The sequence below is a fragment of the Microbacterium karelineae genome (assembly GCF_009745985.1).
GTDB classification, from domain to species: Bacteria; Actinomycetota; Actinomycetes; order Actinomycetales; family Microbacteriaceae; genus Microbacterium; species Microbacterium karelineae.
In genome coordinates this window covers 326,802-350,580 of sequence record NZ_WFIX01000190.1, presented here as the reverse complement: position 1 = coordinate 350,580, position 23,779 = coordinate 326,802, and the positions used below count along the sequence as shown (strand labels likewise).

Below are 23,779 nucleotides of genomic sequence, written 5' to 3'. Positions count from 1 at the left end.
GTCACCCGCGCAGCGCGCGGCTGATGCCGGCGGCCACGCTCTGATGCTGCATCCAGAGCGCCCAGCGCCGCAGCGGCGCGAGGACGCGACGAGCGACGGGGGCGATCACGCGGCGGAGTCCAGCGGGGCGCGCGGTGCACTCCCACCCGACCGTGATCGCGAGTTCGCTGCCGCCGGCCGCCGACTCGATCGCGATGTCGATGATCCGCGCATTCGCGCGCGGGGCGTCGGGGAAGGTGAACCGCCACAGCACCCGCCGCGCGGACTCATCGGCGCGATCCTCGGCGCGCTGCCGCGCGAGATGCGGTTTCACGCGGATGGCGGTGCCGTCGGGGTGCTCGGTGCGCGCCCATGCCGTCCATGCGTCACCGTCTCCTTCGACGCGACCGACGGTCGTGTCCCACTCCGGGAGCCGGTCGGGGGTCGTCAGCAGCTCCCAGACGGCGTCGGGTGTCGCGGGGACGAACGCGGTTCCGGTGCGCGCGAGGCGGGCGCGAGCGTTCGTCTCGCGCGGTTCGATGATCTTCTCCGCGTCGTCCAGACGGGCGATGACGGCCTCGGGAGTCGTGCCGAGACGCGCGAGGATCTCCTCGATCATGCCGCTCGGCTCGGTGACGAGAGCGCGGAGGATGGGGGATGCATCGCCGGAGGTGTTCCGGGGGCTCGATCGGACGATGACGTCGATTGCCCGTTCGGTCCACTCACGATGTCCGCTCTCGTGGATGGCGATCGGACCGTTGGCGGGAAGCCGGGCGGCGATTCCGAGTGACGCGATCTGCGCAGCGTGCTGTTCGGCGACGGCCGCCCGTGCGGCATCCAGGGTGATACCGGCGCCGCGCAGCACCTGGCCGGCCGTCTGCTCGCTGATCACGAGGGCGAGGAAGAGGTGCTCGATGTCGACCTCGTGGACGCGGAAGCGCGAGGCCTCCTCCATCGCCGCGATCGACAGCGTCTGCCCGGTTGCGTAGGTGCGGGTGAGCCTGCTCATCGTGTCCTCCTCGGGACGTCGATCGTGGGGTCGATTCTTTTCGCGTACTTCTTGTGCACGGCCTGCCTCGTGACGCCGAGGGCGTCGGCTGTGTCCTGCCAGGTCATCCCGGCGCGGAGGGCGGCCTCGACCTGGCGGAGCTCGAGGGCGTCGGCCAGGGTGCGCAGCGATGCGATCGCGCGGAGGCCTGCGCGGGGATCGCTCGTGTCGGCGGCGCTTCTGGCAACCTGTGTTGCTTCCATGCTGTCAACATACGTTGCTGGCGACCATGCTGTCAACTGAGGTTGCGACCCCGGGGACATCGCGATGTCCGATTTCCGCGAGCGTCTGCGTGGATCGCGTGCGAGAGTGGAGTCATGACGCCGACCATGACCTTCGACGAGCGGTACCGTGCGATCAGCGCGCGGGACGCGCGATTCGACGGTCAGTTCGTCACGGCGGTGCGCACCACGGGCATCTACTGCCGCCCGAGCTGCCCCGCGCGCACCCCGAAGCCGCAGAACGTCACGTTCCTGCCGACGAGCGCGGCGGCGCACGAGGCGGGCTATCGCGCGTGCCGGCGCTGCCTGCCCGATGCGGCCCCCGGATCCCCCGAATGGAACGTCCGCGGCGACCTCGCCGCGCGCGCGATGCGGATGATCGCCGACGGCGTCATCGAGCGCGAGGGGACGAGCGGGCTCGCGGCTCGGCTCGGCTACTCATCCCGGCACCTCTCGCGCCTGCTCGCCGCCGAACTCGGAGCCGGTCCGCTCGCCCTCGCCCGCGCGCACCGCGCGCAGACGGCGCGATCCCTGCTCGTCGGCACCGACCTCGCCGCGTCGGACGTCGCCTTCTCGGCGGGATTCGCGAGCGTGCGTCAGTTCAACGACACGGTGCGCGAGGTGTTCGGGGTTACGCCGACCGCGCTCCGCGCCCTCCGTCGATCCTCCGCGGTCATCGAGACGCGGGCCGCGGGCATCTCGCTCGCCGTGCCGTTCCGAGAGCCGTTCGACGCCGCGGGTCTGTTCGCCTGGATGCGTCCGCGCGCTGTTGCGGGGATGGAGGAGGCAGACGACGCGTCGTTCGCACGGGCGGTCCGCCTCCCCCGCGGATCCGCGTGGTTCCGGATCCGGATGGACGGCGCGCGCCTCCGGCTCGACGCCCACGTCACGGAGCTCGCCGACCTCGGTGCGCTCGTCGCGCGGGTGCGGAGGCTCTTCGACCTCGATGCCGACCCGGTTGCGATCGACACGGCGCTGTCGACGCTGCCCGCGATCGCTCCTCTCGTCGCACGGACGCCCGGGATCCGCGTGCCGGGTGCGGCGGACCCGTTCGAGATGCTCGTGCGGGCGATGATCGGCCAGCAGATCTCCGTATCCGCGGCGACGACCCACCTCGGCCGGCTCGCCGACGCACTCGGCGTACGGGTGGATCTCGCGGGATCCGAGCGCGTGCTCTTCCCAACGCCCGAGGCGGTCGCGGAGCGCGGATCCGAGGTGCTGCGGGGGCCGGCGTCGCGCGTCCGAGCGATCGTCGAGGTTGCGGAGGCGATCGCGAGCGGCCGGCTCGTGCTCACGTCTGCGGACGACGGCCCGTCACAGCGCGCCGCACTCGTCGGCATGCGCGGGATCGGCCCCTGGACGGCCGACTATGTGCGGATGCGCGTGCTCTCCGATCCCGACGTTCTCCTGCCCGGCGACCTCGTTCTTCGGGCAGGCGCCGGCGCGGTCGGCCTGCCCGCGGATCCGAAGGGCCTCGCCGATTGGGCGGCCCGTGCCGCGCCGTGGCGCTCGTATCTGTCAGCCCACCTGTGGCGTGCCGCGCCGTCCGCGCCTGCACGCCGCATCGACCGCGAGGAGGTCGCCGCATGACCGCGCCCACCGTCGAGACCCTCGACACCCCCGATGGCCCGTTCACCCTCATCGCGGACACCGCGGGAGCCGTGCTCGCGTCCGGATGGACGGACGACCCCGATCGCGTGAGGGCGCGGATCCATCGATCCGCCGCGCCGGGTGACCTCCGCCGCGATGAAACCTCCGCCGGCGAGGCCGTGCGCGCCTACTACGCGGGCGACCTCGGGGCGATCGACGGCGTGCCCGTGCGCCAGCGCGGGACGCCGCTGCAGGAGGCGGGATGGGCCGCCCTCCGCGCGATTCCGTCGGGTGCCCCGCTCACCTACGCCGAGTTCGCGCGCGAGCTGGGATCCCCTCGCGCCGTGCGTGCGGCCGCCGCGATCTGCGCCCGCAACGCGCCGGCGCTCTTCGTCCCGTGCCACCGGGTGCTGCGCTCCGACGGGTCCCTCGGCGGCTTCGCCTGGGGGCTCGGCGTCAAGCGCGCCCTCCTCGCGCGTGAAGGCGGGCCGGTCGACGGCGAGCTGTTCTGAGGGCACCGGGCCTGGGATGATCGGGGCATGACATTCGCCAACGTGGGAACCCTCGGCGTCCTTCCGGGGCATCGCGACGAGGTGCTTCGGATCCTGACACGCCGTTCGCCGGATCTGGCGGCGGCGGGCTGCCTCCTCTACGAGGTGGGCGTGAACGACGCGCACACCGATCCCGATACCGTGTTCGTCGCGGAGCTGTGGACGTCGGCTGAGGCGCATGCGGCGTCGCTCGAGCTCGCGAGTGTGCGTGCGGCGATCGCGGAGGCGGCTCCGCTGCTCAGCGGGCAGATGGGCGGATACCGCTTCGACGTCGTCGGGTCGCCGCTGCGCGATGCCTGAGGGGGATGCGCGCGACCGGGGACGGAGCGCGTATGGCGCGGACACGCGCAGACGGCATCGCCCGGATCGTCACGGAGATCGGCACGCCCGCGGTATCGGTCGTCGCGCTCTGTGTGCTCTGCGGCATCGTGGGAGCGCCCGGGGCCGCGGGCATCCTGTGGGGCGCGCTGCTCGCGGTCTTCTGCGGCGTCGTGCCGTATGTCGTGCTCGAGATCGCGTCGCGTCGCAATCGGATCACGGATCGTCACGTCACGCAGCGATCCCAGCGCCCGTGGGCGTTCGCGATCTGCCTGGTCTCGGTGCTCGCCGGGTTCGTCGTGATGCTGCTGCTCGACGCGCCGGCCCTGCTCATGTGGGCGCTGATGACGATGCTCGCGGGGCTCGTCGTCGCCGGTGGAATCACGATCGTCGGCCCGAAGGTCTCGATGCACGCGCTCTGCCTCACATCGTTCTTCACGCTTGCGTCGCTGCTGCTGTCGCCGTGGTGGCTGCTCGGGCTGGCGTTCGCCCTGCCGCTGGTCGTCTGGAGCAGGCTCCGGCTCGGACACCACTCTCCCGTCGAGGTGGTGCTCGGGACGGTGCTCGGGGCCGCCGTGACGTGGGGATCGTGGCTTCTCGCGCCGATCTGATGTGAAGAATCGGCGCGGAGGATGTCGCGGTGGATCCGGGCCTCCTGCCATGATCCGTGAGGCCCTCTCGCGTGTGAAACGATTCAGAGGGGCATCGGCCCGCGAGATGACGCGATTCGGACGTTCCCGCGCTCGCCCGGGGACGTGCCGACGCAGACCGACGCACAGTACCCGGGCATCGTCGACGACGAGGGGGTCCGTCAGGTCGACTGCTCCGCGGGCCTTGAGGTGGGTTGCCGATGGTACGAGTCGCCGGGAATCGAGCCGCTGCTCGCGCTCGGGCACGGCCTGAGCTGCAGCGCGTTCGAGGCCGCCCAGGTGCGTGTGACGCTCCGCAGCACGAGCGGTAAGGGAGACGTCGCGATGCGCTTCCGTCCGACGAACGCGGGCGACGTCGACGGCACCGAGGCCGCCCAGGAGTACGTGGCATCGCCCGACGAGGCGGATGCGCAGTCGAAGCGCCTGATCGCGTTCGCGCGCGCCGACCTCGATCCCGGAGCTCACGAGAGCGTCTCCATCCGGATGTCCGATGACGATCTCGCGGCCCTGCGCGCGCTGCAGTACTCGGACGACGTGACGGGGTCGTGGGTGACGCCGTCGGGGGCGTCCGAGGGGTCGGCAGGCGGATCGATCGAGACGGATCAGAGCACGGAGTTCGAGGTACGGCAGCTCACCGCCGCGCGGATCCCCAGGAACCGTGCCGCGGCAGGCGCTCTACGCGATGTTCCACGTGAATCATCGCCCAGGGTCTTCTTCTTCGTGAATGGTTCGTTCTCGCGCGGCGTGTTCGCCGGGCCGCCAGGCGACGATCGCGCGCGTCGGTGATTGGGCGCGTGTCCGGCGGGCGGTTGTACGTGGCACTGCGTGCGGGGGCTGAGTGAGGGCATGTCTCACAACTGATCGCCTGCTGCGCAGGCCCCGAGAACGCGCCTCACTGTCCCTCCACGTGTCGCAGGCGCGCCACGTGGAGCCACCGGCAGCGTGGGCCCACTCGCGGCGTTTTCGTCGGTCGACGATGTTCCACGCCGCTTCTCCGCCTGACGCAGGCGCGTCACGCGGAGCCTCGCACGGCGTGGCCCGGCATCGCCTCCATCGTCCGTCTATCGATGCCGCCCTCGCGACCGTGCTCGTTGCGGCTCTGACGATGAGACACGCCCTCGGGTGACACGCGCCCCTCCCCCACGAGCCAGTTCGGTGATTGAGCCGGCGAGGTCGCCCATTCTCGTGCGGATGCTTGCAGCGGTGATGTCGCCGGTTCGTGGGACCTGGTCTGTGCCGCGGTGCCCGGTGGAGTGCTGCGGGTGCGGCGAACAACGGGGAGCTCCGCGCTCGGTGGGTGAAGGCGGGCGTTTCACGTGAAACATCGTGGGAGGGCCCGGTCGCGAGGGACTTTCGGTGCCACCGAAGATTCGCGCCGTGCGGCGGCCGGTGGTGCATGCCCAGGCGAGCCCTCTGCAGACGTCGACGGTCCGTGTCGGCAGGAGGAGGCACAGGCGTCCTCGGACCCATCGCAGGTGGGATGCTGGTGCTCTACGAGCTCGGTGACCGCCTGATGTGCCGCTGCGCCGGGAGGATGGGTGCAGAAGCGCAGGTGCATGACGCCGCGAGGGTGCGCAAGCTGGCGCCCGACCTGCATTCGACGTGAAACGCCCTGTGCGCGCCCGTGAGCGCGCCCGTGAGGCGGCCCCGCCGCTCGCGCGGGACGACCGGGCGCACCGGGTTCGCGATCTGACCGCGCAGACGCGAGTCGTGGTCGCACGCTCGGGGCGGTGGTTCGCCACTGGGTGCGCGGCGGGCGGGGTGGCGCGTCCCCTGCACGTCGCCTCGCCGAGCGACGGCGCTGCGCGACGGGTGGCCCGTCGGCCCAAGTTCGCGTCTGACCAGCCTCGGCTTCGGGCGGTGAGACCACGGCGCCGAGTGCCGGGGGAACGGTGTCTCGTCGCGCGGAGGGGTGGTGCCTGCGCGAGCGGGACGCTCCCTTGCTCAGCCTCCGTGTGGACGATCGCCCCGCTCGAGTGACCTGATCCAGGATCAGTGCATGATCCCTTCTGCGCGGCTCCCGGTCGCGGGCGGCGTACCCACGGGAGCGTGCGTGATGAGGGTTCGCGCACCGGTCCCCCGCTGGGGCGCATGGCGGGGCGAGGAAGGGGCGGATCACTCGACGGTGGCTCCGGTCTCGTGTCCGGCGCGTCCGCGCATTCCGCCTGTTTCCCACCACGCTGCGGCGGCATCCACGGGGATTGCGGACCGGATCCCGCCGCAGCGCGATGTGGGCGGTCGCGGCGGCACGCCCTTGCGGGAGGACTGACCCTCCAGATTCGACTCTCTCGCGGGCCCTGGTCGGCGCCTCACGCATTGTCGAGCACCAGGGTGCTTGCCCACGCCATGCTTGAGCGGTTCGATCGGGCAGAGGTCGCGGCGCTGGCGACGTTCCACGTGAAACATCCCGTCGCGAACTCGTGCCGCTCGCACCTGGCGGACACGTTCCGATCGGCGTCGGCGGCGACGCGCCTCGTCGCGGTGGTTCCGCGGTCGCGACGAGGACGCGAAGTGCCCAGGAGGATCCCGGGCCTGCTCGCGACCCTAAGTGTGATCGCGCTGCCCGTTGGTGTGTGGTGATCCCGGTGAGGAGGTCTGTCCGCACGACTCGGAAGAACTGCAGGGCTTCGAGTCCGCATGTTTCACGTGAAACATGGCGCATCTGGCTCTCGGTGCCGGTGCCGGTGCCGGTGCGGTGTGGGCGTGGGGCGGTCCACAGTCCCCGCGCTACGGGGGCGTACAGCCTCTTGAGGATCCATGCCACCCGCTGGTCCCGGTCGGAGCCGAGTCGAGTCGCGCCGTGTTCGGTGTTCGAGGTACATCCGTCGGGCGGCTGAGGCGTGACTCACGCCCGCTCGTCTTCCACACGGGAGTCGAGCACGTTCTTCGCTGCCCGCCACTTGGTGCCGACTGTACCGATGGGACGTTGGCGGATTTGTCGACGGTCGACGATGCGCCGAGTGCCCGCCCTCTGACGCTGCAGGGTCGCGCGGAGTCCCGGGCCGCTCGGGTTCCGCAATGCCTCCCGCCTCACCCGTTCGAGGCTTCGCGGCTACCGCCTGCAACGCGGCGTTAGGGCGGGACGAACGGGCCTGTCGGAACCGTGCGGCGAGATCCAAGCCAGCGTGCTCGCGACGGCTTGGATCGTACAACTTGCCCTCGGTGCTCGTGCGTGCGGCCGGCGGATGACCATGAACCGGAGAGGGTGCGGACGCGTGCCTGCGGGCATGTCTCACGATGATCCTCTGCTGCGCAGGTCGCGCGCGCGCTCCTCACTGCTCCTCCGCACCTCGCTGGCGCGGAACCCGCAGCCTCCGGCGGCATGGGCCCACTCGCGGCGTGGTCATCGCTCGACGATGCTCCCCGCCGCTTCTCTGCCTGCCGCTGGCGCGTCACGCGCATCCTCGCGCGGCGTGTGCCGGCATCGTCTCCCCCTCGCCTTACGAGGTACGCCCGCGCGAACGTGATCGTTGCGGCTCGAGCTACGAGACACGCCCGAGGCTCATCGAACGCATGTTTCACGTGAAACACAGCATCCCCCCGTCGTGCGGGCCTTCTTCGGGTCGGTCTCTCAGGATCCGATGCTGATCGATCCATCGAGTGATGCGAGACCTCGCGGGGGACGCCCTCCCGCCCGGGATCAGATACGCGCACCTGCGTGGAGTGCGGACCGTCGAGCCTCGATCGAGATGCGTGACGCCGCCCGCGTGTGCGGGGAGCGGCATGCTTCGTTGCGCCTCCCCATGAGATCGACCATGTTCGCGAGGAATGTGCTTCGCGAAAGCCTGCGCGGAGGCGCGAGCTCCCGGACTCAGATTCGCACGCGTGGCGGCCGACGCAACGTGGATGGCGCTCTGGTGCGGCAAAGTCCTCCCGAATGGTGACACAATGCCCATGTTCCACGTGAAACATGCGGGCGGGGGTGCGGGACAGCGCTCTTCCCGGGCGGCGTGGCGCCGAACTCCACCTCGCCACGTGCGCAGCCGTGTTCTCAGCCGCGGGGATCGACATCTCGACAGGCCCGGACCCCCTCATGTGCTGCTGGATTCGCCGTGATCGGTGTATGCGAGTGCAGGCGCGGACGAGTGGCGGAGTCCTCTCGAGTCCGCCGATCGGGAATGGGTGAGGTGGTGTTTCACGTGAAACGTGGGGATGTGCGGTTGATTCACGACGATGCGCGGCGCCGCGGGCGTCGGTGAGCGTAGGCCGGATCGTGAATCTGTGGGCCCAGTGTGGCGCGTCGGGAGCGCGCATCGCACATCGTGCGTGCTTGGTATCGCGGGGCGGGGATGCATGGGGCCACGCTGCGCGAGGCCGGGAGTGACGGTCAGGGCCTGGCTCGCAGTTGCTCGCCCGCTACGCAGGCCTTGAGCACGACCCCACCGTCCCTCCACGTGTGGCTGGTGGGCCGCGTGAAGCGCCCGTCAGCGTGGGCCCGCTCGCGGCGTTGTCGTCATTCGACGATGCTCCCCACCGCTCCTCCACGTGCCGCTGGCGCGTCACGCGGAGCCTCTCGCGGCGTGGGCCCACGCGTCTGCTCCCTCCTCCGTCTCGCGATGCTCCTCGACTTTCCTCCACGCGTCGCCGGCGCGACGCAACGGAATCTCCGTACCCGTGGGGCCAGGAGTCGCGACCGTGCTCGTCGCGGCTCCGATGATGAGGCACGCCCCAGGCCATGTCTCACGATCCATCGCCTACTGCGCAGGCACCGAGAACGCTCCCCCCTGCCCCTCCACGTGTCGCGGGCGCGCCACGTGGAGCCTCCGGCAACGTGGGCCCACTCGCGGCGCTGTCGTTGATCGGCGATGCTCCACGCTGACTCTCCGCCTGCCGCGGACGCGTCCCGCGAAGCCCCGCGCGGTGTGGGCTCAGCATCGTCTCCCACCTCCGCCTTGTGAGGCACGCCCTCGCGTTCTTGCTCGTTGCGGCCCCGATGATGGGGCACGCCCTCGCGGCAGACAACGACGCGGTGGTGGTTGCGCCATCGGGCGGCGTCTACGTGGCGTGACGGACCCGCTCTGCTCCCGGTTCCGTGCGGCCATCACGCGACAGGTCGGAGGGAAGGGGACAAGGGCGCGGGAGCGTGTGCGGCGTGGGTTCTCATACGCGACGCGCCAGTACACGTGCGGGGGCCCGCGTGCGGGAGCGCGACCGAGGTAGCCGACGCGCGTGAGCGGGAGTGCGGACGCGCGTCGTCTACCGTGAGTACGCCGGGCCTGCGGTCTGATAGGTGGCGTTTCGACGGGATGAGGCGTGGTCCGCTTGCCTCGGCTGCTTCGGACGCACACCAATGCTGCGAGCGAGAGAGTGGTAGCGGCGCACATCTGGGACGGTTCGGGCGCGCCACGTCCTCCGGCTCCCCGCGTTGCGAGGCGGGGCGGGTCGCCTACGAAGGGGGGCATGTCTCGTCGCAAGCGGTCAGTCACGCTGATCAGTCGGATGTTTCACGTGAAACACCCACTATCCCGCGCGACGGCGACCACGGTCCATCACCAGGCGGGTTCCGCTCCCGACGCGTTGCTGTCGCCGATGGGAAAGCACGTTCAGGACCGACGCGCGGGGGATCTCGACGGCGCGCTCCGTGCGCGCCGGCGTGGGATTCCAACTGAACGCACATATGACACGAAGGTACCCGTCGCCCTGTCGCGCATGTTTCACGTGAAGCACGGTGGGCAGTGCCGCTCTTCGCACATTCGACGCGTTCGCACGTTGGATCCGCGGGAGACCGGGGCAACGGATGCGAGAGGGAGGAGAACGGCGCGAGTGTGTTCGAGGGTGGGATCTCGCGCAGTACGGCGATCGATGGTCCGCTGCGCCGATCGTCGCCATACGGCCACGTGACTGCATGGAGCGATGCACGACGTCCACGCCGCGTGTGCATCGCGATGGCGGTCGGCGGGGCGCCGGGCGCTGGGTCCGGGCGCGGTTGTCGACGACCAGAACGCGGAGGTGTTCGCGAAAAGAGCCGTCGTTTCGGACGGGGCGCGGCTCCGGTCACCTCGCCCCGGTTCGCCGGCGCGTCGAGCCACACAGGTGTCGGGAGGTGTGAATCACGCACTGGGTGAAGCATGCCGGTGGCGCCGATCGATAGTGCGTCCGCTGCGGCACTCGTCGCGATATCGCCACGTGACCGCATGCAGCGACGCACGACGTCCACACCGCGTGCGCATCGCGATGGCGGGCCTCGAGCGCGCCGGGTGCGGCGTCTGGGCGCGCTTGTCGACGACCAGAACGCGGCGGTGCTCGCGAATCGAACCGTCGTTCCGGACGGGACGCGGCTCGGTCACCTCTCCCCCGGTTCGCCGATGCGTCGAACCACACAGGTGTCGAGAGGTGTGAGCCATGCTCTGGCTGGAGCACGCCGGTGGCACCGTGCGAGGTCGATCACGAGGAGGATCGTCGACGTCAGAGCATGGTGACTCACGTGAAACATCACGGCCGATGGGCCGTGGGATACGGAGGAGCGATCCCCCGAGGGGTGTCTCCTCGCGAGCCGCGTGGTTGCGGCAAGGGCGCGGATGACGTGTGCCGGACGGAGCCCTGGGCTCGGCGCGCCCTCATTCAGAGATGTTTCACGTGAAACACGCCGCGTCGGTGCGCTGCCACGATCAATGCGTCCAGGTGTCAGCACGCCGAGGGATTCTGAGCCTCGGCGGTCGGAGCGCATGCGGCGCGTCTCGGGGAGCAGTCGTCTGGCGAAGAGCATCCTGAACGCACATCGCCGGAAACGCCGAGCCCACACAGTTCTCCGCGGAGTCGCGAGGCCTGGCGACTCACCGCTGCGGACGCCACCCGGGCACCGCGTCGCGAAGGGCGGATTGCGATTCGACACGACCGCCTGAGTGTGACGGGGCGTCGGGTGATCACGGGCGGTCTCGGTTCGTATCGTCGTGCCCTGACCGCGGTGCATCGCGGCCGACGCCCGCGCGCGGTGTTTCACGTGAAACACCGCGCGCGGGTCCCATCATCGCGCCGCAGGGCCGAGCAGCAGCCAACGCCCGCGCTGCCCCGATTCGCCGGAGCGCGCGTACGCTGCCGGCGCATCGGACAGAGGCGTGCGCCCCGCGACGCGCACGGGCAGATCCCCAGAGGCGGCGCGGTCAAGGATTCCCGCGAGGGCGTCCGAGTCAGGAGAGACCATCACGTCGAGCGCACGAATCCGCCGCGCGCCCGCGAGCGGCATGGCGGGCAGAACGCCGACATACGTGCCTCCGTCGCGCACGCCCGCGAGCGCGCGCTCGCGGAGCGCGGCGGCATCGAGCACGGCGTCGTAGGACATCGGCGCGACATCCGATACGAGCCGATCCGCGCCGGCCGCGGTGACGAAGTCCTCGTCGCCCGGACGGGCCAAGGCGGTGACGCGCCAGGACGCCTCGGAGGCGAACTGCACCGCGTATCCGCCCACCGCACCCGCCGCGCCGGTGATGAGGAGTGATCGACCGCCCCCGGCGCCGAGGAGCCCCACAGCCTGCTGCGCGGTGAGCGCGTTGAGCGGCACGGACGCGACCTCGACGAGGTCCAGTCCTGTGGGCACCCGCGCGAGCCACCCCTCCTCCATGACGACAGCCTCAGCATGTGTGCGGCTCGTCTCGGTCAGACCCGGGTGCATGCCGGCGACGCGATCGCCGACCGTGAAGCGGGATGAGCCCTCCCCCACCGCAGATACGATCCCCGAGACGTCCCAGCCCAGCCCGGCGTCGTCGTCGATGCCGAACAGGGTCCGGGCCGGCGACGCGACCATCCTGTCGACGGGATTGATCGCGGCCGCGGCGACCGAGACGAGAACCTCGCCGGGCCCTGGCGTCGGTGTGCCGATCGTGACGAGGCGCGGCGCCCCTTCTCCCCTCTCCGAGACGAGCGAGGCGACACGGTCGGTGGTGGTGATGGCGGTCGTGTTCATGGTGCTCCATTCCTGTGGTTGCGACTCCAGTCTGGTGGGGCTACTCTCCATGAGGAAGTACGAACGTCGAGGTCGGGCACGAACGCGGAGGTAAGCCATGGCGACGATGACGGCGCGCGATCGGCGTGCGGAGGAGCGATTGGCATACAACGCGTACCTCGCCGACTGTCCGAGCAGGAAGCTGCTCGATCGCATCAGTGACAAGTGGGTCGCTCTCGTGATCGCCGCGCTCGACGACGCGGGAACCCTGCGATACTCCGAGCTGTCGCGGCGGATCGCCGGGGTGAGCGAGAAGATGCTCACGCAGACCCTGCGGTCGCTTGAGCGGGACGGGCTCGTGGCGCGCACCGTGACGGCCAGCGTGCCCGTCCGCGTCGACTACGAGCTCACGGAGCTCGGCGCATCGCTGCGGCAGCCGATCCTCGCCATCAAGGCCTGGGCGGAGACCCACATGGCGATCGTCGAGGAGAATCGCGAGAAGTTCGATTCGGGCCGGGACTGAACTTCGGCGGACATCACCCCTGCTTCTGGAGGTCCCGCCACTCGCGTCCGAGCATCGCGTAGCCGACGCCGTCGATCCATCCGCGCGTCATGTGGAACGAATCCTCCTTCGTCATGAACTCGCGGCGCATGCCGAGCTTCTCCATGATCCGCACGGACGGTGCGTTGTCGGCGAACGCGTACGCCACGACGCGGCGCACCTGCACCGTGTCGAACGCGACGTGCATGAGGGCACGCGCGGCCTCCGTGGCGTATCCCTGTCCGGCGTGCGCGGGGTCGATCGTCCAGCCGAGCTCGGCTTCCACCCCGCGTACGGCGGCCGGATCCGTCCCGCGCTGCCCCCAGCCGTCCCGCACGCTGAACTTCATGTCGCCGACGAGTTCCCCCTCGTGCTCGATCGCGAGGATGTCGCTGCGGGGGGACGCGAACTCCCGCCATTCGTCGACGGACGCAAGCCAGGATCCTGTCCAGGTCGTGACCTCCACGAGCTGACGGTAGCTCCACGCGTGCTCGATGTCGGCGGGCGTGAACGGGCGCAGGCAGAGGCGCTCCGTGTGGACGGGCCAGATGGCGTGCTTGAAGGTCACGAGACAAGCATCGCATGATCGAGATCGAGAGCTGATTGCGGAATACTGGTGAGGCGTGGCCGCGCGAACTCGTAGTCTGGACCGATGATGCGGACTGACCGGGATATCGGACACGCGTTGCGCGCACAGTCGAGGGCCTTTGTGGCGCGCATCAACATCGCCAAGCTTCTGGCGCTCGCTGCGCTCGTGCCGCCTGTGGCGATCGGGCTCGCCCAGCGCGCCGCCGAGATCGCCGGGTCGACGGGGCTCGATTCCACCGTCGCGATCGTGAGCACCGCCGGATCGCTCGCTGCGATCGCTGGAGCGCTCCTCGCCGGACGACTCGCCGATGTCGGTCGATCGACCGGATGGCTGCGATGGATGATCGCCGTCGCGGGCGCCGCCATCGGGCTCCTCGGTCTGGCGACTCTGGTGAGCGCGGACACGCCGTGGATGCTCTCCGTGGGGTGGGGGCTCTCACAACTCGGGATGTCCGGAGCGATGGCTGCGCTGCGAGCGTTGCTCGGTGATGCCCTCCCCACTCACCGTCAGCGCGGCGCGACCGTCATGGTGCTCGTGTCGTATCTCGGCGCGTTTCTGCCGATCATGCTTCTGCTCCTCCTGCCGGGCGCGATCTGGCAGACGACGATCGTGCTCGCGGTACTGGCGATCGTCGTTCCCGCCACGGGTCTCATCCGGCCGTACGATACATCGCCGCGACCAGACGAGGACCGCCAGGACCAGCAGCCCGGTCGCGCGAGACCCCAACACCTGCCCTGGCCGCTTCTGCTCGGCATACAGCTGGGCATGAACATCATGCTGTCCGCGTATCTGACGTATCACCCGCTGGACATCGCCGCGCGCGCGAGCGGGTCGTGGGGTGACTCCACGGTGAGACTCAGCGCGGGGGCACTCGTCGCAGGAGTCCTGGGACTGCTCGCCATGACGAGCGTCCTGATCGTACGGCCGTCGCTCCTCGGCGCGACCCGCAGGAACCTCCTCCTCGCGGCGTTCGTCCTCGCGGCATCCTCGGCGCTGCGCCCGCTCGCCGATGCCGCCGCCCTCCTGCTCGTCCTGATCGCGTCAACCGGGGCCGCCGTCGGAATGGTGTCGACGACGGTCTTCTCCGCCGCGCTCGAGAGCGCGCCGCGGGCGCGTCTGGGGCGGCGGATCGGAGTCTACAGCGCGGTCGGCCCGCTCGGTCAGGTGACGGGACCGCTCCTCGGCTATGGCGTGATCAGCGGAGCAGGCGACGGCTCGTACGGCGCGCTGTTCCTCTCGCTCGCCGCGATCCCCGTGACCTGGGGAATCGGCGTCGCCGTCGCGCTGCGCTCCCCGCGCAGGCCCGCCGAGAAGGCACCTCCGTCATGAAGGCGCGCCGCTGAGCCATCCTGCTGTGGTGCTCGGCGGCACCTGCCGCTCAGAGAAGACCCCGACGGCGTGCGGCGTCGAGTGCCTCGATGCGGGACCCGGCACCGAGCTTTCGGTACAGGGAACGCCTCTGAGACTTCACGGTGTTGACGGACACCGACAGAGCGTCCGCCGTTTCCGCAACGGATTTCCGTTCGGCAATCGCCTCGAGGATCAGGTGCTCGCGTGTCGTGAGTTCGATCCCGGTGGACTCGGGGGGATGCAGCGGAGCGAGGCGTGCGACCGTTCGTCGGACTTCGGGTGCCGAGTCCAACATCGCCGCCGCGTCGCGCGGGGGGACGAGGGTGAATGGGGTGACCAAGCCGTTTGTCCTCGCAAGCGCGAGGGGTCGCTCGAGCCGGCGGGAGATGTCGTCTGCGTCGTCGCCGATCTGCATCGCCGCCGACGCGGCGATGATGGACAGCGAGGCGATGTCGTGTGGATGGGACATGGATGTCAGCGTCGTGAGCGCGACGGATGACGCGCCGAGCGCATCGCCTCGATGAAGGCGAAGCCGCGCACGCGCGAGGTTCAGGCGTCGCGAGCGCTGATGCGCCGACGATGTGATGAGGGTCTGCGCCTCGGACGCGCGGCCTGCGGCGAGAAGCAGATCGCAGTGCAGGAGGGTGAGCATGACCGACATCGCGCGGCTCGGTGGTGTCGTCTCACCCTTGTCCCGCATACCTGAGTCGAAGGCGTGGAGCGCCGTGGCGGCGTCCGCCACAAGCCAGACGGCACGCACCCGCGTGTGCAGGATCAGGGGCCACAGCTCGGTGGTGGGCCAGTGCGGATCCGTGAGCGCGATGACGCGCTCCGCCTCGTGTCCCTCGCCGTCTTCGATGAGGGTGCGCGCGCGGGCGATCACGGAGGGAACGGCGAGATACGAGCGGGTGAGTTCGTCTGTCGGCCGGAGAGCGGATATCGCGTCGAGGTGTTCGCGTGCGGCGCGGATGTCGCCGTACTGCGTGAGCACCAGCGCGGAGGTGCCGTGGATCCGCACGCGGTCGACGAGCGGACGGTCGACGAGATGGTCGATGCCCGCTTCTCCGAGCATCCGCAACGCGTCGTCCAGGTCGTCGGAGAACAGCATCGAGAGGGCTGATTGGCTCAGGATCAGGGACATCGCGTCGTCGAGCTCGCCATCCGGATCTCGTGTGCGTTCGAGCATGTGGTGCAGGCGTCGCACGGCGGCGGCCGAGATGTCGTACTTGCCGAGGAGGCGCAGGCTGAGCGCGACGATCCCCTGGAGCCACACATCGTCGACAGTGAAGGAGGTGCGGCGCAGGCGCTGCCTGCCCTGTGTGGCGAGCAGCAGGCCGGTCAGACGCCGTACGGAGCGAGCGCGTCGCCCTGTCGCGAAGTCGTCGAGTGCGGCGGCAAACATCAAGATCGGCTGTGATCGCAGCGCCCCGGCGGGGATCCGACGGACGACCGCCGTGGAGGCCGTGCGGCGCGTCGTCGACCGCGTGATGCTGCGACGGTAGAGGCGCGCCGCGAGCGACCACTCGGACGCGGACACAGCGGAGGCGAAGGCGGCGCTGTACTCCCCGCGCTCCTCCTGCAGCTCCGCGAGGACGCGATGCGCGCTGGCGGCGGCCTCAGGGTCGACGTCAGTGAGCTCGTGTGCGAGTGCGCGTCGCAGCACGGGTCGGAGTCGATAGGTCGATGGTGGTCCATCCTCCCACCACCCGAGGCCCAGGTCGCGGCACCTGCTCATCAATGCGCGTGTGGCCGCGCCGAGCCCGAGGCGGGAGAGGAGCTCGTCGTCGATGCGACGGGCGACCGAGAGGAGCCGCAGACCTGGGTAGCCTTCCTCGGCAGCGAGCTCCTGGGCCATCCTGGCTCCCGGGGAGATGGCGTGTGTGTGGTCGGAATGCGAGGTCAGTTCGGCCGTGACGGCGAAGGCCCAGCCGCCTGTCTCCTCGGCTATCCGATGTGCCTCGGTCGATGCGAGGGTGACGTGCAGCGCTCGCGCGAGCGACGCGACTTCGTCGGGTGCCAGCAACAGCAGTGCGGGCTCACTCACAGCGAGTGAGGACTGCAGGCGGCGCTCGATCCCCGTGGTTCCGGGGGAGCGCCGCGTCGTGAAGACGACGCGGATGGCGCAGTCGTGGGTGACGAGCCGCACGAGGTCATCGACCAGCGCGTCGTCGGCGACTTCGTCGCCGACGTTGTCGACGACGAGGATCATCGGATGGGCGGTCGGGGCGAACTGGCGGAGCACCAGCGCCGGCAGCGTGGGCGCCGCGCTCTCGTCGGAGCTCGTCAGGGCATCGATCAGCTCGCCATCGACGGGGAGCCCGGCATCTCGGATCCTGTGCAGGAGCACCATCCAGAACGTCGCCCGCTGCGCGAGCGCCGCGTCGAGAGTGAGCCAGACGATGGTCTCTCCCGCGCGGACGCGTTCGTTCGTCCAGGCCAGCAGAGCGGACGTCTTGCCATATCCCGGTCCCCCGCAGATCATCACGGCGGGGGCATCTGCCTGCTGATCCATCCATGTGTGGAATGCGGGGCGAGCCACGATCGGATGCGGGGTGCGTGGTGCGCCTGGGATGACACCTGCTCGCATGATCCTCCGGCTGTGTGGACAGGTCGCGTTGTCGCGGCCGCGGGCCTCCGGAGCTGAGTTTAGAGCGCGCGGGTGCTGCGGGGAGAAAAAGGGTGAATGAACGGGTGAATTCCGCGGCGATGTTTGAGCGGCACGCGGCCCGACCGGAATGCTGGCGGAGGCTCGCCTGCGGGCACGTGCAGGTACCTGGACCGTCCGCACACCGACGCCGGCGGGAGCCGACGGCGCGGGTGATCCCCCTGGCCGGGGGAACGCGTGGGAAGAGCCGCCATGGTGAAACAGATCGGAGAAGCGCTCATGTTCGTGAGAGACCTGTATGGTGGCCTGGCGCCGGCGGGGGTGATCAGACGTTCGACCGCGGTCCTCGCCACAGCGGGCCTGCTCGCCGCGGGCCTCGTCGCGACCGAGGCCGTGATCGCGACACAGCCCGCGTCGGCGGAACCGGGCAACCCGGGCGTTCCGGAGGATCCGGAAGTCGTCTTCGAGGAGGACTTCGAGAACCGCCCGGACGAGAGCGTCCAGCTCCTCGGCGACTACGTCGGTGCCGACGGCCAGACCTATACGGCAGACTCCGAGTGGATGTCGCTGGCGAGTTGCAACGGATTCGTGCTCGACGTCGGCGCACCAGATCCCGGTGAGTGCGATTCCTGGAGCGGTGTCGTCAGCGCGGCGACCGCGATGAGCGAGTACAACGGCAGCGCGAGTTCGCTGGCCGCCTATACGGCGGGTGACCCTGGCGCGAACAATGTGCAGCTCCGCACGGCCGAGCCGATCGAACTGGCGTCCGACGGCCGGTTCCTGACGTTCTCCGTCGACGCGGTCGCGGTCAACTGCCAGGTCTCCGCGCCCCTGCTGCGCTTCTGGCTCGAAGGCGTCGACGGTGGCGAGACGCCCGTGTCCGACAGCCCGATCAACCCGTGCGCCTCCGGCGGCACGGGCACCTTCGCATCCGACGGCTCGTTCCTCAGCGATGGATCCTCGATCGACATCGTGATGCGGAACGAGAACGGAAGCGGGGCCGGCAACGATCACGCCATCGACAACATCCGCATCGTCGATGCCACGCCGAAGCTCGACAAGGCATTCCGCGTCGCGGACGCGACGACGGGTGCGTCCTTCCCCCTGACGTTCACCGTGACGAACACGTCCGAGCTCGCCTCGAAGGAGGGGTGGAGCTTCACGGACACGCTCAGCGCCGGCCTCACGGTCGCGCAGGATCCGGCGGTGGACGCGAGCTGCATGGCCGACGTGACGGCCGAGGCCGGAGCCGCCGCGATCGAGGTGACGAACGGATCCCTCGCCGCGGGCGAGACGTCGTGCGACATCACGATCGATGTCGTCGCAGACGCCACGGGCGCCTTCACGAACGGCCCCGAGAACATCACGTCGATCGTCGGGCTCGAGGAGCCGGGCTCGAGCACGGTCACGGTCACCGATGGTGCCCCGATCTTCTTCGGCTGCAACGAGTACATCACCTTCGATGACCAGGAGGCTGCCGAGCAGTGGCGTCGTCGCACGACGACGGACGGGTTCACACAACACCATGCCGCAGACAATATGAACTGGTCCGCCGAAGGCGGAAACCCCGGCGGTCACGTCTGGTCCGAGGACTGGGAAGGAGGCAGCATCACCGAGATGCTGACCCCCGAGCTGACGGCGAACGGCTACGCCTCGGACTACGGATTCGCGATGGGCGAGACCCTGCAGTTCGACTATCGCAACGAGGCCGGCATCGAGTTCCCCGTCTACACCGCCATCGAGGGCGCAAACGGCGAGCGCTACTTCTACACGTTCGTCGACCAGCTCGAGGACGAGACGGGATGGAACCGTGTTCAGGTTCCGCTCGACGCGTCGCAGTGGGTCACGGGCTGGGACGGCCACAACGGGGGTCCGGACGCGGCAAGCCCAGCGCCGACCGACGACCAATTCGCGGCGGTGCTCGCCGATGTGGAGCACTTCGGGTTCGCGGTCGAGTCGACCTCGCGGCTCGACGAACTGACGCGTTTCGACAACTTCGGGCAGCCCTGCGAGGACTACTCGGACGCGCCGGAGTCGTACGGCGGCGCGTCGCACCGGGTGCTCGATCATGACCTCGGGGCGAACACGGCACCGCTGATGATCGGCGCGTCGATCGACATCGAGGCCGGCGACCAGCCGACGGCAGCGGCGGATGGAGACGACGCGAGCGGCGTCGCCGATGAGGACGGCGTCGCGGGCCCGATCGAGATCGCGCTCGGGGTCTCGACGGACGTCGCGGTGACGGCCGCAAATGACACCGGCGGGGACGCGGTGCTGGCGGGCTGGATCGACCTCGACGGCAGCGGCACATTCGACGAGTCGGAGCTGGTGACGGTCGATGTGCCCGCGAACTCCGGTTCGAGCGAGTACATGCTGTCGTTCGGCCCCGCCGCGACGCTCGCCGACACCTTCGCGCGATTCCGCCTGTTCCCCGCGGGTGAGGATGTCGCCCCGACCGGACCGGCCCGCGGCGGTGAGGTCGAGGACCACCCGGTCTCGGTCGCGCCGCTCGCACCTCCAGCCGTCTGCACGGCCGAGGAGCGGCGAGGAACGGAGCGGTTCTGGTTCTTCGGCGACGGAGGAGCGATCGACTTCGGTGTGGACGGTACGAGCGCGGAGACGTTCGCCGGCAACCAGTACACGATGGAGGGTTCCACGGTCGTCACCGACGCCGGCGGGAACCTGAAGTTCTGGAGCAACGGTCAGCAGGTGTTCGATCGCAACGGCGACGTGATGCCGAACGGCGACGGCCTGCTCGGCAACCCCTCGGCGACGCAGACCGTCGCGGCGTTCGCGGCGGCGGGTGACGGCGACCGATACTTCGTCGTCACGACGAGCACCGACGTCGACAGCGCCGCGAACACACAGCTCACCTACTCGGTCGTGGACATGTCGCTCAACGACGGACTCGGAGCGGTGACCGACGTGAAGAACGTTCCGCTCGGCGCTGAGGGCACCGCTTCTGAGGCGATCACCGCGGTTCCGAACGCGGACGGCAGCGGATACTGGGTCCTCACCTACACCAACGGCTCGCCGAACGTGCTCGCATACGAGTTCGACGCGAGCGGGCCGGTGACCGGCGACGCCACTGTCAGCGTGATGCCGACGGTGAACGGCGACTACTACGGTTCGCTCGCCTTCGACGCCGAATACTCGCAGCTCGTCGCGCTCACCGGGTACCGCGGCGCGGAGGCGAAGGTGCGGGTGCTCGGCTTCGACGCCGAGACCGGCGCCATCTACCAGAAATACGAGTGGCAGCTTCCCACCGGCGACGGCACGGGGTACACGGGCTACAACGCCGAGTTCTCGCCTGACGGCGCCTTCGTGTACGCCACGATGATCTTCAGCGGCGGACAGCTCTACCGCTATCAGATCGACGGCGCGCTCACCGGCGCGGACGTGAAGGCCACCGAGGAAGCCGTCGGCCCCGTCGGCGCCACCGGCGGTCAGGTACGTCGCGCCCCCGACGGGAAGATGTACGTCGCCAACCGCAATGGGTCGTCGCTGAGCGTCGTGAACACCCCCGACGCCGCTGACGCGGGACTCGTCACGGGCGGTTTCCCGCTCGCTGATGGAACGACGAGTCAGTTCGGCCTTCCGCAGATGGTCACGGGCTGCCCCACGCCGCTTCCTCAGCTGGTGGTGGGGAAGACGGCCGACGCCGACGGTCTCGTCGAGGCCGGCGACGTCGTGGAGTACTCGGTCACGGTGTCGAACGTCGGCGACGGCGACTTCACCGTCGAGATGCCGGCGGGGGTCTCGGATGACATGTCGGATGTGCTCGACGACGCCGCCTACAACGGCGACGTGGTCGCGATCGCGTCGGACGAGTCCGAGGTTCCGGAGCCCGTCGTCGACGGGAACGTCCTGACCTGGTCGGGACCGCTCGCCGCAGGTGAGACCGTGACGATCACCTACTCGGTGACCGTCACGAACTCCGGCGACCATGATCTGGTCAACGTCGCGACCGCGCAGTGCGGCGAGGGTATCGACTGCGGTGGCGACGTGCCGCCGGTGGAGATCCCGCTGCCGCACGTGACCCCGACGAAGTCGTCCGACCCCGCGTCGGGTGAGACCGTGATCGCCGGCCAGGAGATCACCTACTCGATGACCTTCACGAACGACGGCCAGGCGGCCGGTCCGGTGGATTCGACCGACGACCTGGCTGACGTGTTCGACGATGCGGATCTGACGGGTGAGCCCGTGGTCGATGAGGCGCACGCCGAGCAGATCACGGCTGTCGTCGACGGCGATCAGCTGCGCATCGAGGGCGACCTCGCCGCGGGCGCCACCGCGTCGGTCACCTACCGGGTGACGGTACGCGATGACGGTGAGCGCGGCGACGATGTCGTCGGCAACGTCGTGACGCCGGATCAGCCGCCCTTCGTTCCCGCGCCCGACTGCTCGGACGACTGCGACCCGTTCGAGCCGCCGTTCACCGAGCACCCCGTGCGGGCACTGGCCGACTGGAAGACGGTCGACCCGTCGTCCGGCTCGACTGTGGCTTCCGGCGACGAGGTGACGTACACGTTGCACTTCGAGAACATCGGTCAGGCGCCGATCGAGGTGAACCGGGAGGACGCACTGGCGGGCGTGCTCGACGATGCGACGGTCACCGCGCAGCCGACATCGTCGGACGACGCGCTGACGGTCACGGAGATCGCCGACGGTCGCTTCGGCATCGCCGGCACACTCGATCCGGGTCAGCACGTGACCGTGGAGTACACGGTGACAGTGAACGCTCCGGTCGAACAGGGCGACGGTCAACTCGTGAACGCGATCGTGGATCCCGGCGAGGAGCCGCCCGCCGAGCCCGGCGAAGTATGCGTGCCCGCCGAGGGCGAGCGCGCCGACTGCACGGTCAACCGCATCGACAACCCGGCGCTCGAGGTGACTAAGTCGGTCACTCCGGACGAGGGCCTCGCCGCAGGTGATGTCGTCGAATACACCGTGACGGTGTCGAACACGGGTGACGGTGACTTCACCGCCGAGATGCCCGCCGGTGTGTCGGATGACATGTCGGATGTGCTCGACGATGCTGCCTACAACGGCGATGTGGTCGCGATCGCGTCGGATGGTTCGGAGATCCCCGAGCCGGTCGTGGATGGCGCGAGCCTGACCTGGTCGGGCCCGCTCGCCGCGGGAGAAAGGGTGACGATCACCTATTCGGTGACCGTCACCAACTCGGGCGACCATGACCTCGTCAACGTGGCAACGCCTCAGTGCGACGAGGGAATCGACTGCGACGGCGACGTGCCGCCGGTCGAGGTCCTCCTTCCGCACGTGACGCCGGCGAAGTCGGCCGACCCGGCCTCGGGTGAAGGCGTCGTCGCCGGTGACGTGATCACGTACACGGTGACGTTCGCCAACGACGGGCAGGCTGCGGGCCGCGTGGACTCGATCGACGACCTCTCGGACGTGTTCGATGATGCGGATCTGACCGGTGCCCCGGTCGTCGATGAGGCGCACGCCGAGCAGATCACGGCGGTCGTCGACCGCGATCAGTTGCGTGTCGAGGGCGACCTCGCCGCGGGCGAGACGGCGACCGTGACCTACCAGGTGACGGTGCGCGGAGACGGCGAGCGCGGCGACGACGTCGTCGGCAACGTCGTCATCCCGGATCGGCCGCCGTACATGCCCGCGCCGGAGTGCGAGCAGGAGTGCGAGCCGTTCGAGCCTCCGTTCACCGTGCACCCCGTTGGCGAGCTCGACGACTGGAAGACGGTCGACCCGTCGTCCGGTACAACCGTGGTGGCTGGTGAGGACCTCACCTACACGCTCCACTTCGAGAACATCGGCGAGGGGCCGATCGACGTGAGCCGAGAGGACGCCCTGGCGGGCGTGCTCGACGACGCGACGGTCACCGCCCAGCCGGTCACGTCGGACGACGCGCTGACGGTCACCGCGATCGTCGACGGTCGCTTCGGCATCGTCGGCACACTCGAGCCCGGCCAGCACGTGACCGTCGAGTACGCGGTGACGGTGAACGAGGACGGTGCGCGCGGAGACGACAGCCTCCTCAATGCACTCGTCGACCCGGGCCAGGAGCCACCTGCGCCTGACGAGTGCGCCGCCGAGGGCGAGCGTGCGGACTGCACGGTGAACTCCGTCGTCGATGTCCCCGAGCCTGAGGAGCCGGCGGCGCCTGCCGCGCCCGAGGAGCCCGAGGAGCCGGCTGCGCCGCTCCCCGCCACCGGCGGGACCATCGCGACGAGCGTCCTCATCGGCGGCCTCGCGCTCATGCTGATGGGCGGCGTGCTCATGGCAGTGAGGAGGCGCCGTCAGATGAGCTGACGCAGGTTCCGGCCCTTCTGTTCCGACAGAAGGGCCGGGATGCGCGCGGGAGACTCGCGCCGCGCGAGAGGCGGTCCGTCGGGGTTCTGTGGCCCGGTGGACCGCCTCTCGTCGTGCCCGTGGGTTTCACGTGGAACGCGTTGGTCTCCACAGTGATGTCCCCC

At 69.8% G+C, this 23,779-nt stretch carries 13 protein-coding genes; 8 read left to right on the top strand and 5 right to left on the bottom strand.

Annotated elements, in window-relative coordinates:
- Nucleotide 1: 1 nt before the first annotated feature.
- Together GB932_RS14750 and GB932_RS14745 are read right to left on the bottom strand one after the other, a co-directional pair.
- Nucleotides 2-988, bottom strand: coding sequence for an SRPBCC family protein (locus GB932_RS14750; protein WP_156761445.1), 987 nt, complete (start codon nucleotides 986-988; stop codon nucleotides 2-4).
- Nucleotides 985-1,230 (bottom strand): hypothetical protein, encoded by a 246-nt coding sequence (locus GB932_RS14745; protein WP_156761444.1) that lies wholly within the window; start codon nucleotides 1,228-1,230, stop codon nucleotides 985-987. Before GB932_RS14745 ends, GB932_RS14750 begins: the two co-directional genes overlap by 4 nt.
- Before the next feature lie 114 nt (nucleotides 1,231-1,344).
- Here GB932_RS14745 and GB932_RS14740 point away from each other — a divergent pair, with 114 nt between their 5' ends.
- The 5 genes from GB932_RS14740 (at nucleotide 1,345) to GB932_RS14720 (ending at nucleotide 5,143) form a co-directional block, all read left to right on the top strand.
- Nucleotides 1,345-2,838 carry an AlkA N-terminal domain-containing protein gene (locus GB932_RS14740; RefSeq protein WP_156761443.1) on the top strand — a complete coding sequence of 498 codons (1,494 nt, stop codon included), beginning with the start codon at nucleotides 1,345-1,347 and terminating at the stop codon, nucleotides 2,836-2,838.
- Entirely contained in the window at nucleotides 2,835-3,350 is a 516-nt protein-coding gene (locus GB932_RS14735) for a methylated-DNA--[protein]-cysteine S-methyltransferase (protein WP_156761442.1), read from the top strand. The genes GB932_RS14740 and GB932_RS14735 overlap by 4 nt, the downstream gene beginning before the upstream one ends.
- Before the next feature lie 27 nt (nucleotides 3,351-3,377).
- Entirely contained in the window at nucleotides 3,378-3,689 is a 312-nt protein-coding gene (locus tag GB932_RS14730; protein ID WP_156761441.1) for a putative quinol monooxygenase, read from the top strand.
- A 32-nt stretch (nucleotides 3,690-3,721) separates the two neighbouring features.
- Complete coding sequence (locus tag GB932_RS14725) at nucleotides 3,722-4,318, top strand: phosphatase PAP2 family protein (protein ID WP_197517506.1); 597 nt, start codon at nucleotides 3,722-3,724, stop codon at nucleotides 4,316-4,318.
- A gap of 144 nt (nucleotides 4,319-4,462) precedes the next feature.
- The gene (locus GB932_RS14720; RefSeq protein WP_156761439.1) at nucleotides 4,463-5,143 is read left to right on the top strand and encodes a fibronectin type III-like domain-contianing protein; all 681 of its coding nucleotides are present in this window, start codon (nucleotides 4,463-4,465) and stop codon (nucleotides 5,141-5,143) included.
- 6,178 nt (nucleotides 5,144-11,321) lie between these two features.
- Here GB932_RS14720 and GB932_RS14715 read toward each other — a convergent pair.
- Nucleotides 11,322-12,257: an alcohol dehydrogenase catalytic domain-containing protein gene (locus GB932_RS14715; protein WP_156761438.1), complete on the bottom strand. Its 936-nt coding sequence runs from the start codon at nucleotides 12,255-12,257 to the stop codon at nucleotides 11,322-11,324.
- Nucleotides 12,258-12,354: 97 nt separating this feature from the next.
- On the opposite strand from GB932_RS14715, the gene GB932_RS14710 reads away from it, so the two are divergent.
- The gene (locus GB932_RS14710) at nucleotides 12,355-12,759 is read left to right on the top strand and encodes a winged helix-turn-helix transcriptional regulator (RefSeq protein ID WP_156761437.1); all 405 of its coding nucleotides are present in this window, start codon (nucleotides 12,355-12,357) and stop codon (nucleotides 12,757-12,759) included.
- Nucleotides 12,760-12,772: 13 nt separating this feature from the next.
- Here GB932_RS14710 and GB932_RS14705 read toward each other — a convergent pair whose 3' ends face one another.
- Entirely contained in the window at nucleotides 12,773-13,345 is a 573-nt protein-coding gene (locus GB932_RS14705; RefSeq protein ID WP_231916225.1) for a GNAT family N-acetyltransferase, read from the bottom strand.
- Between the two features lie 141 nt (nucleotides 13,346-13,486).
- Between GB932_RS14705 and GB932_RS14700 the strand changes: the two genes are divergently transcribed.
- Entirely contained in the window at nucleotides 13,487-14,695 is a 1,209-nt protein-coding gene (locus GB932_RS14700) for an MFS transporter (RefSeq protein ID WP_156761436.1), read from the top strand.
- 49 nt (nucleotides 14,696-14,744) lie between these two features.
- Here GB932_RS14700 and GB932_RS14695 read toward each other — a convergent pair whose 3' ends face one another.
- Complete coding sequence (locus GB932_RS14695; RefSeq protein WP_156761435.1) at nucleotides 14,745-17,255, bottom strand: helix-turn-helix transcriptional regulator; 2,511 nt, start codon at nucleotides 17,253-17,255, stop codon at nucleotides 14,745-14,747.
- Nucleotides 17,256-17,573: 318 nt separating this feature from the next.
- On the opposite strand from GB932_RS14695, the gene GB932_RS14690 reads away from it, so the two are divergent.
- Nucleotides 17,574-23,615: a DUF7927 domain-containing protein gene (locus GB932_RS14690; protein ID WP_156761434.1), complete on the top strand. Its 6,042-nt coding sequence runs from the start codon at nucleotides 17,574-17,576 to the stop codon at nucleotides 23,613-23,615.
- The last annotated feature ends 164 nt before the right edge of the window (nucleotides 23,616-23,779 follow it).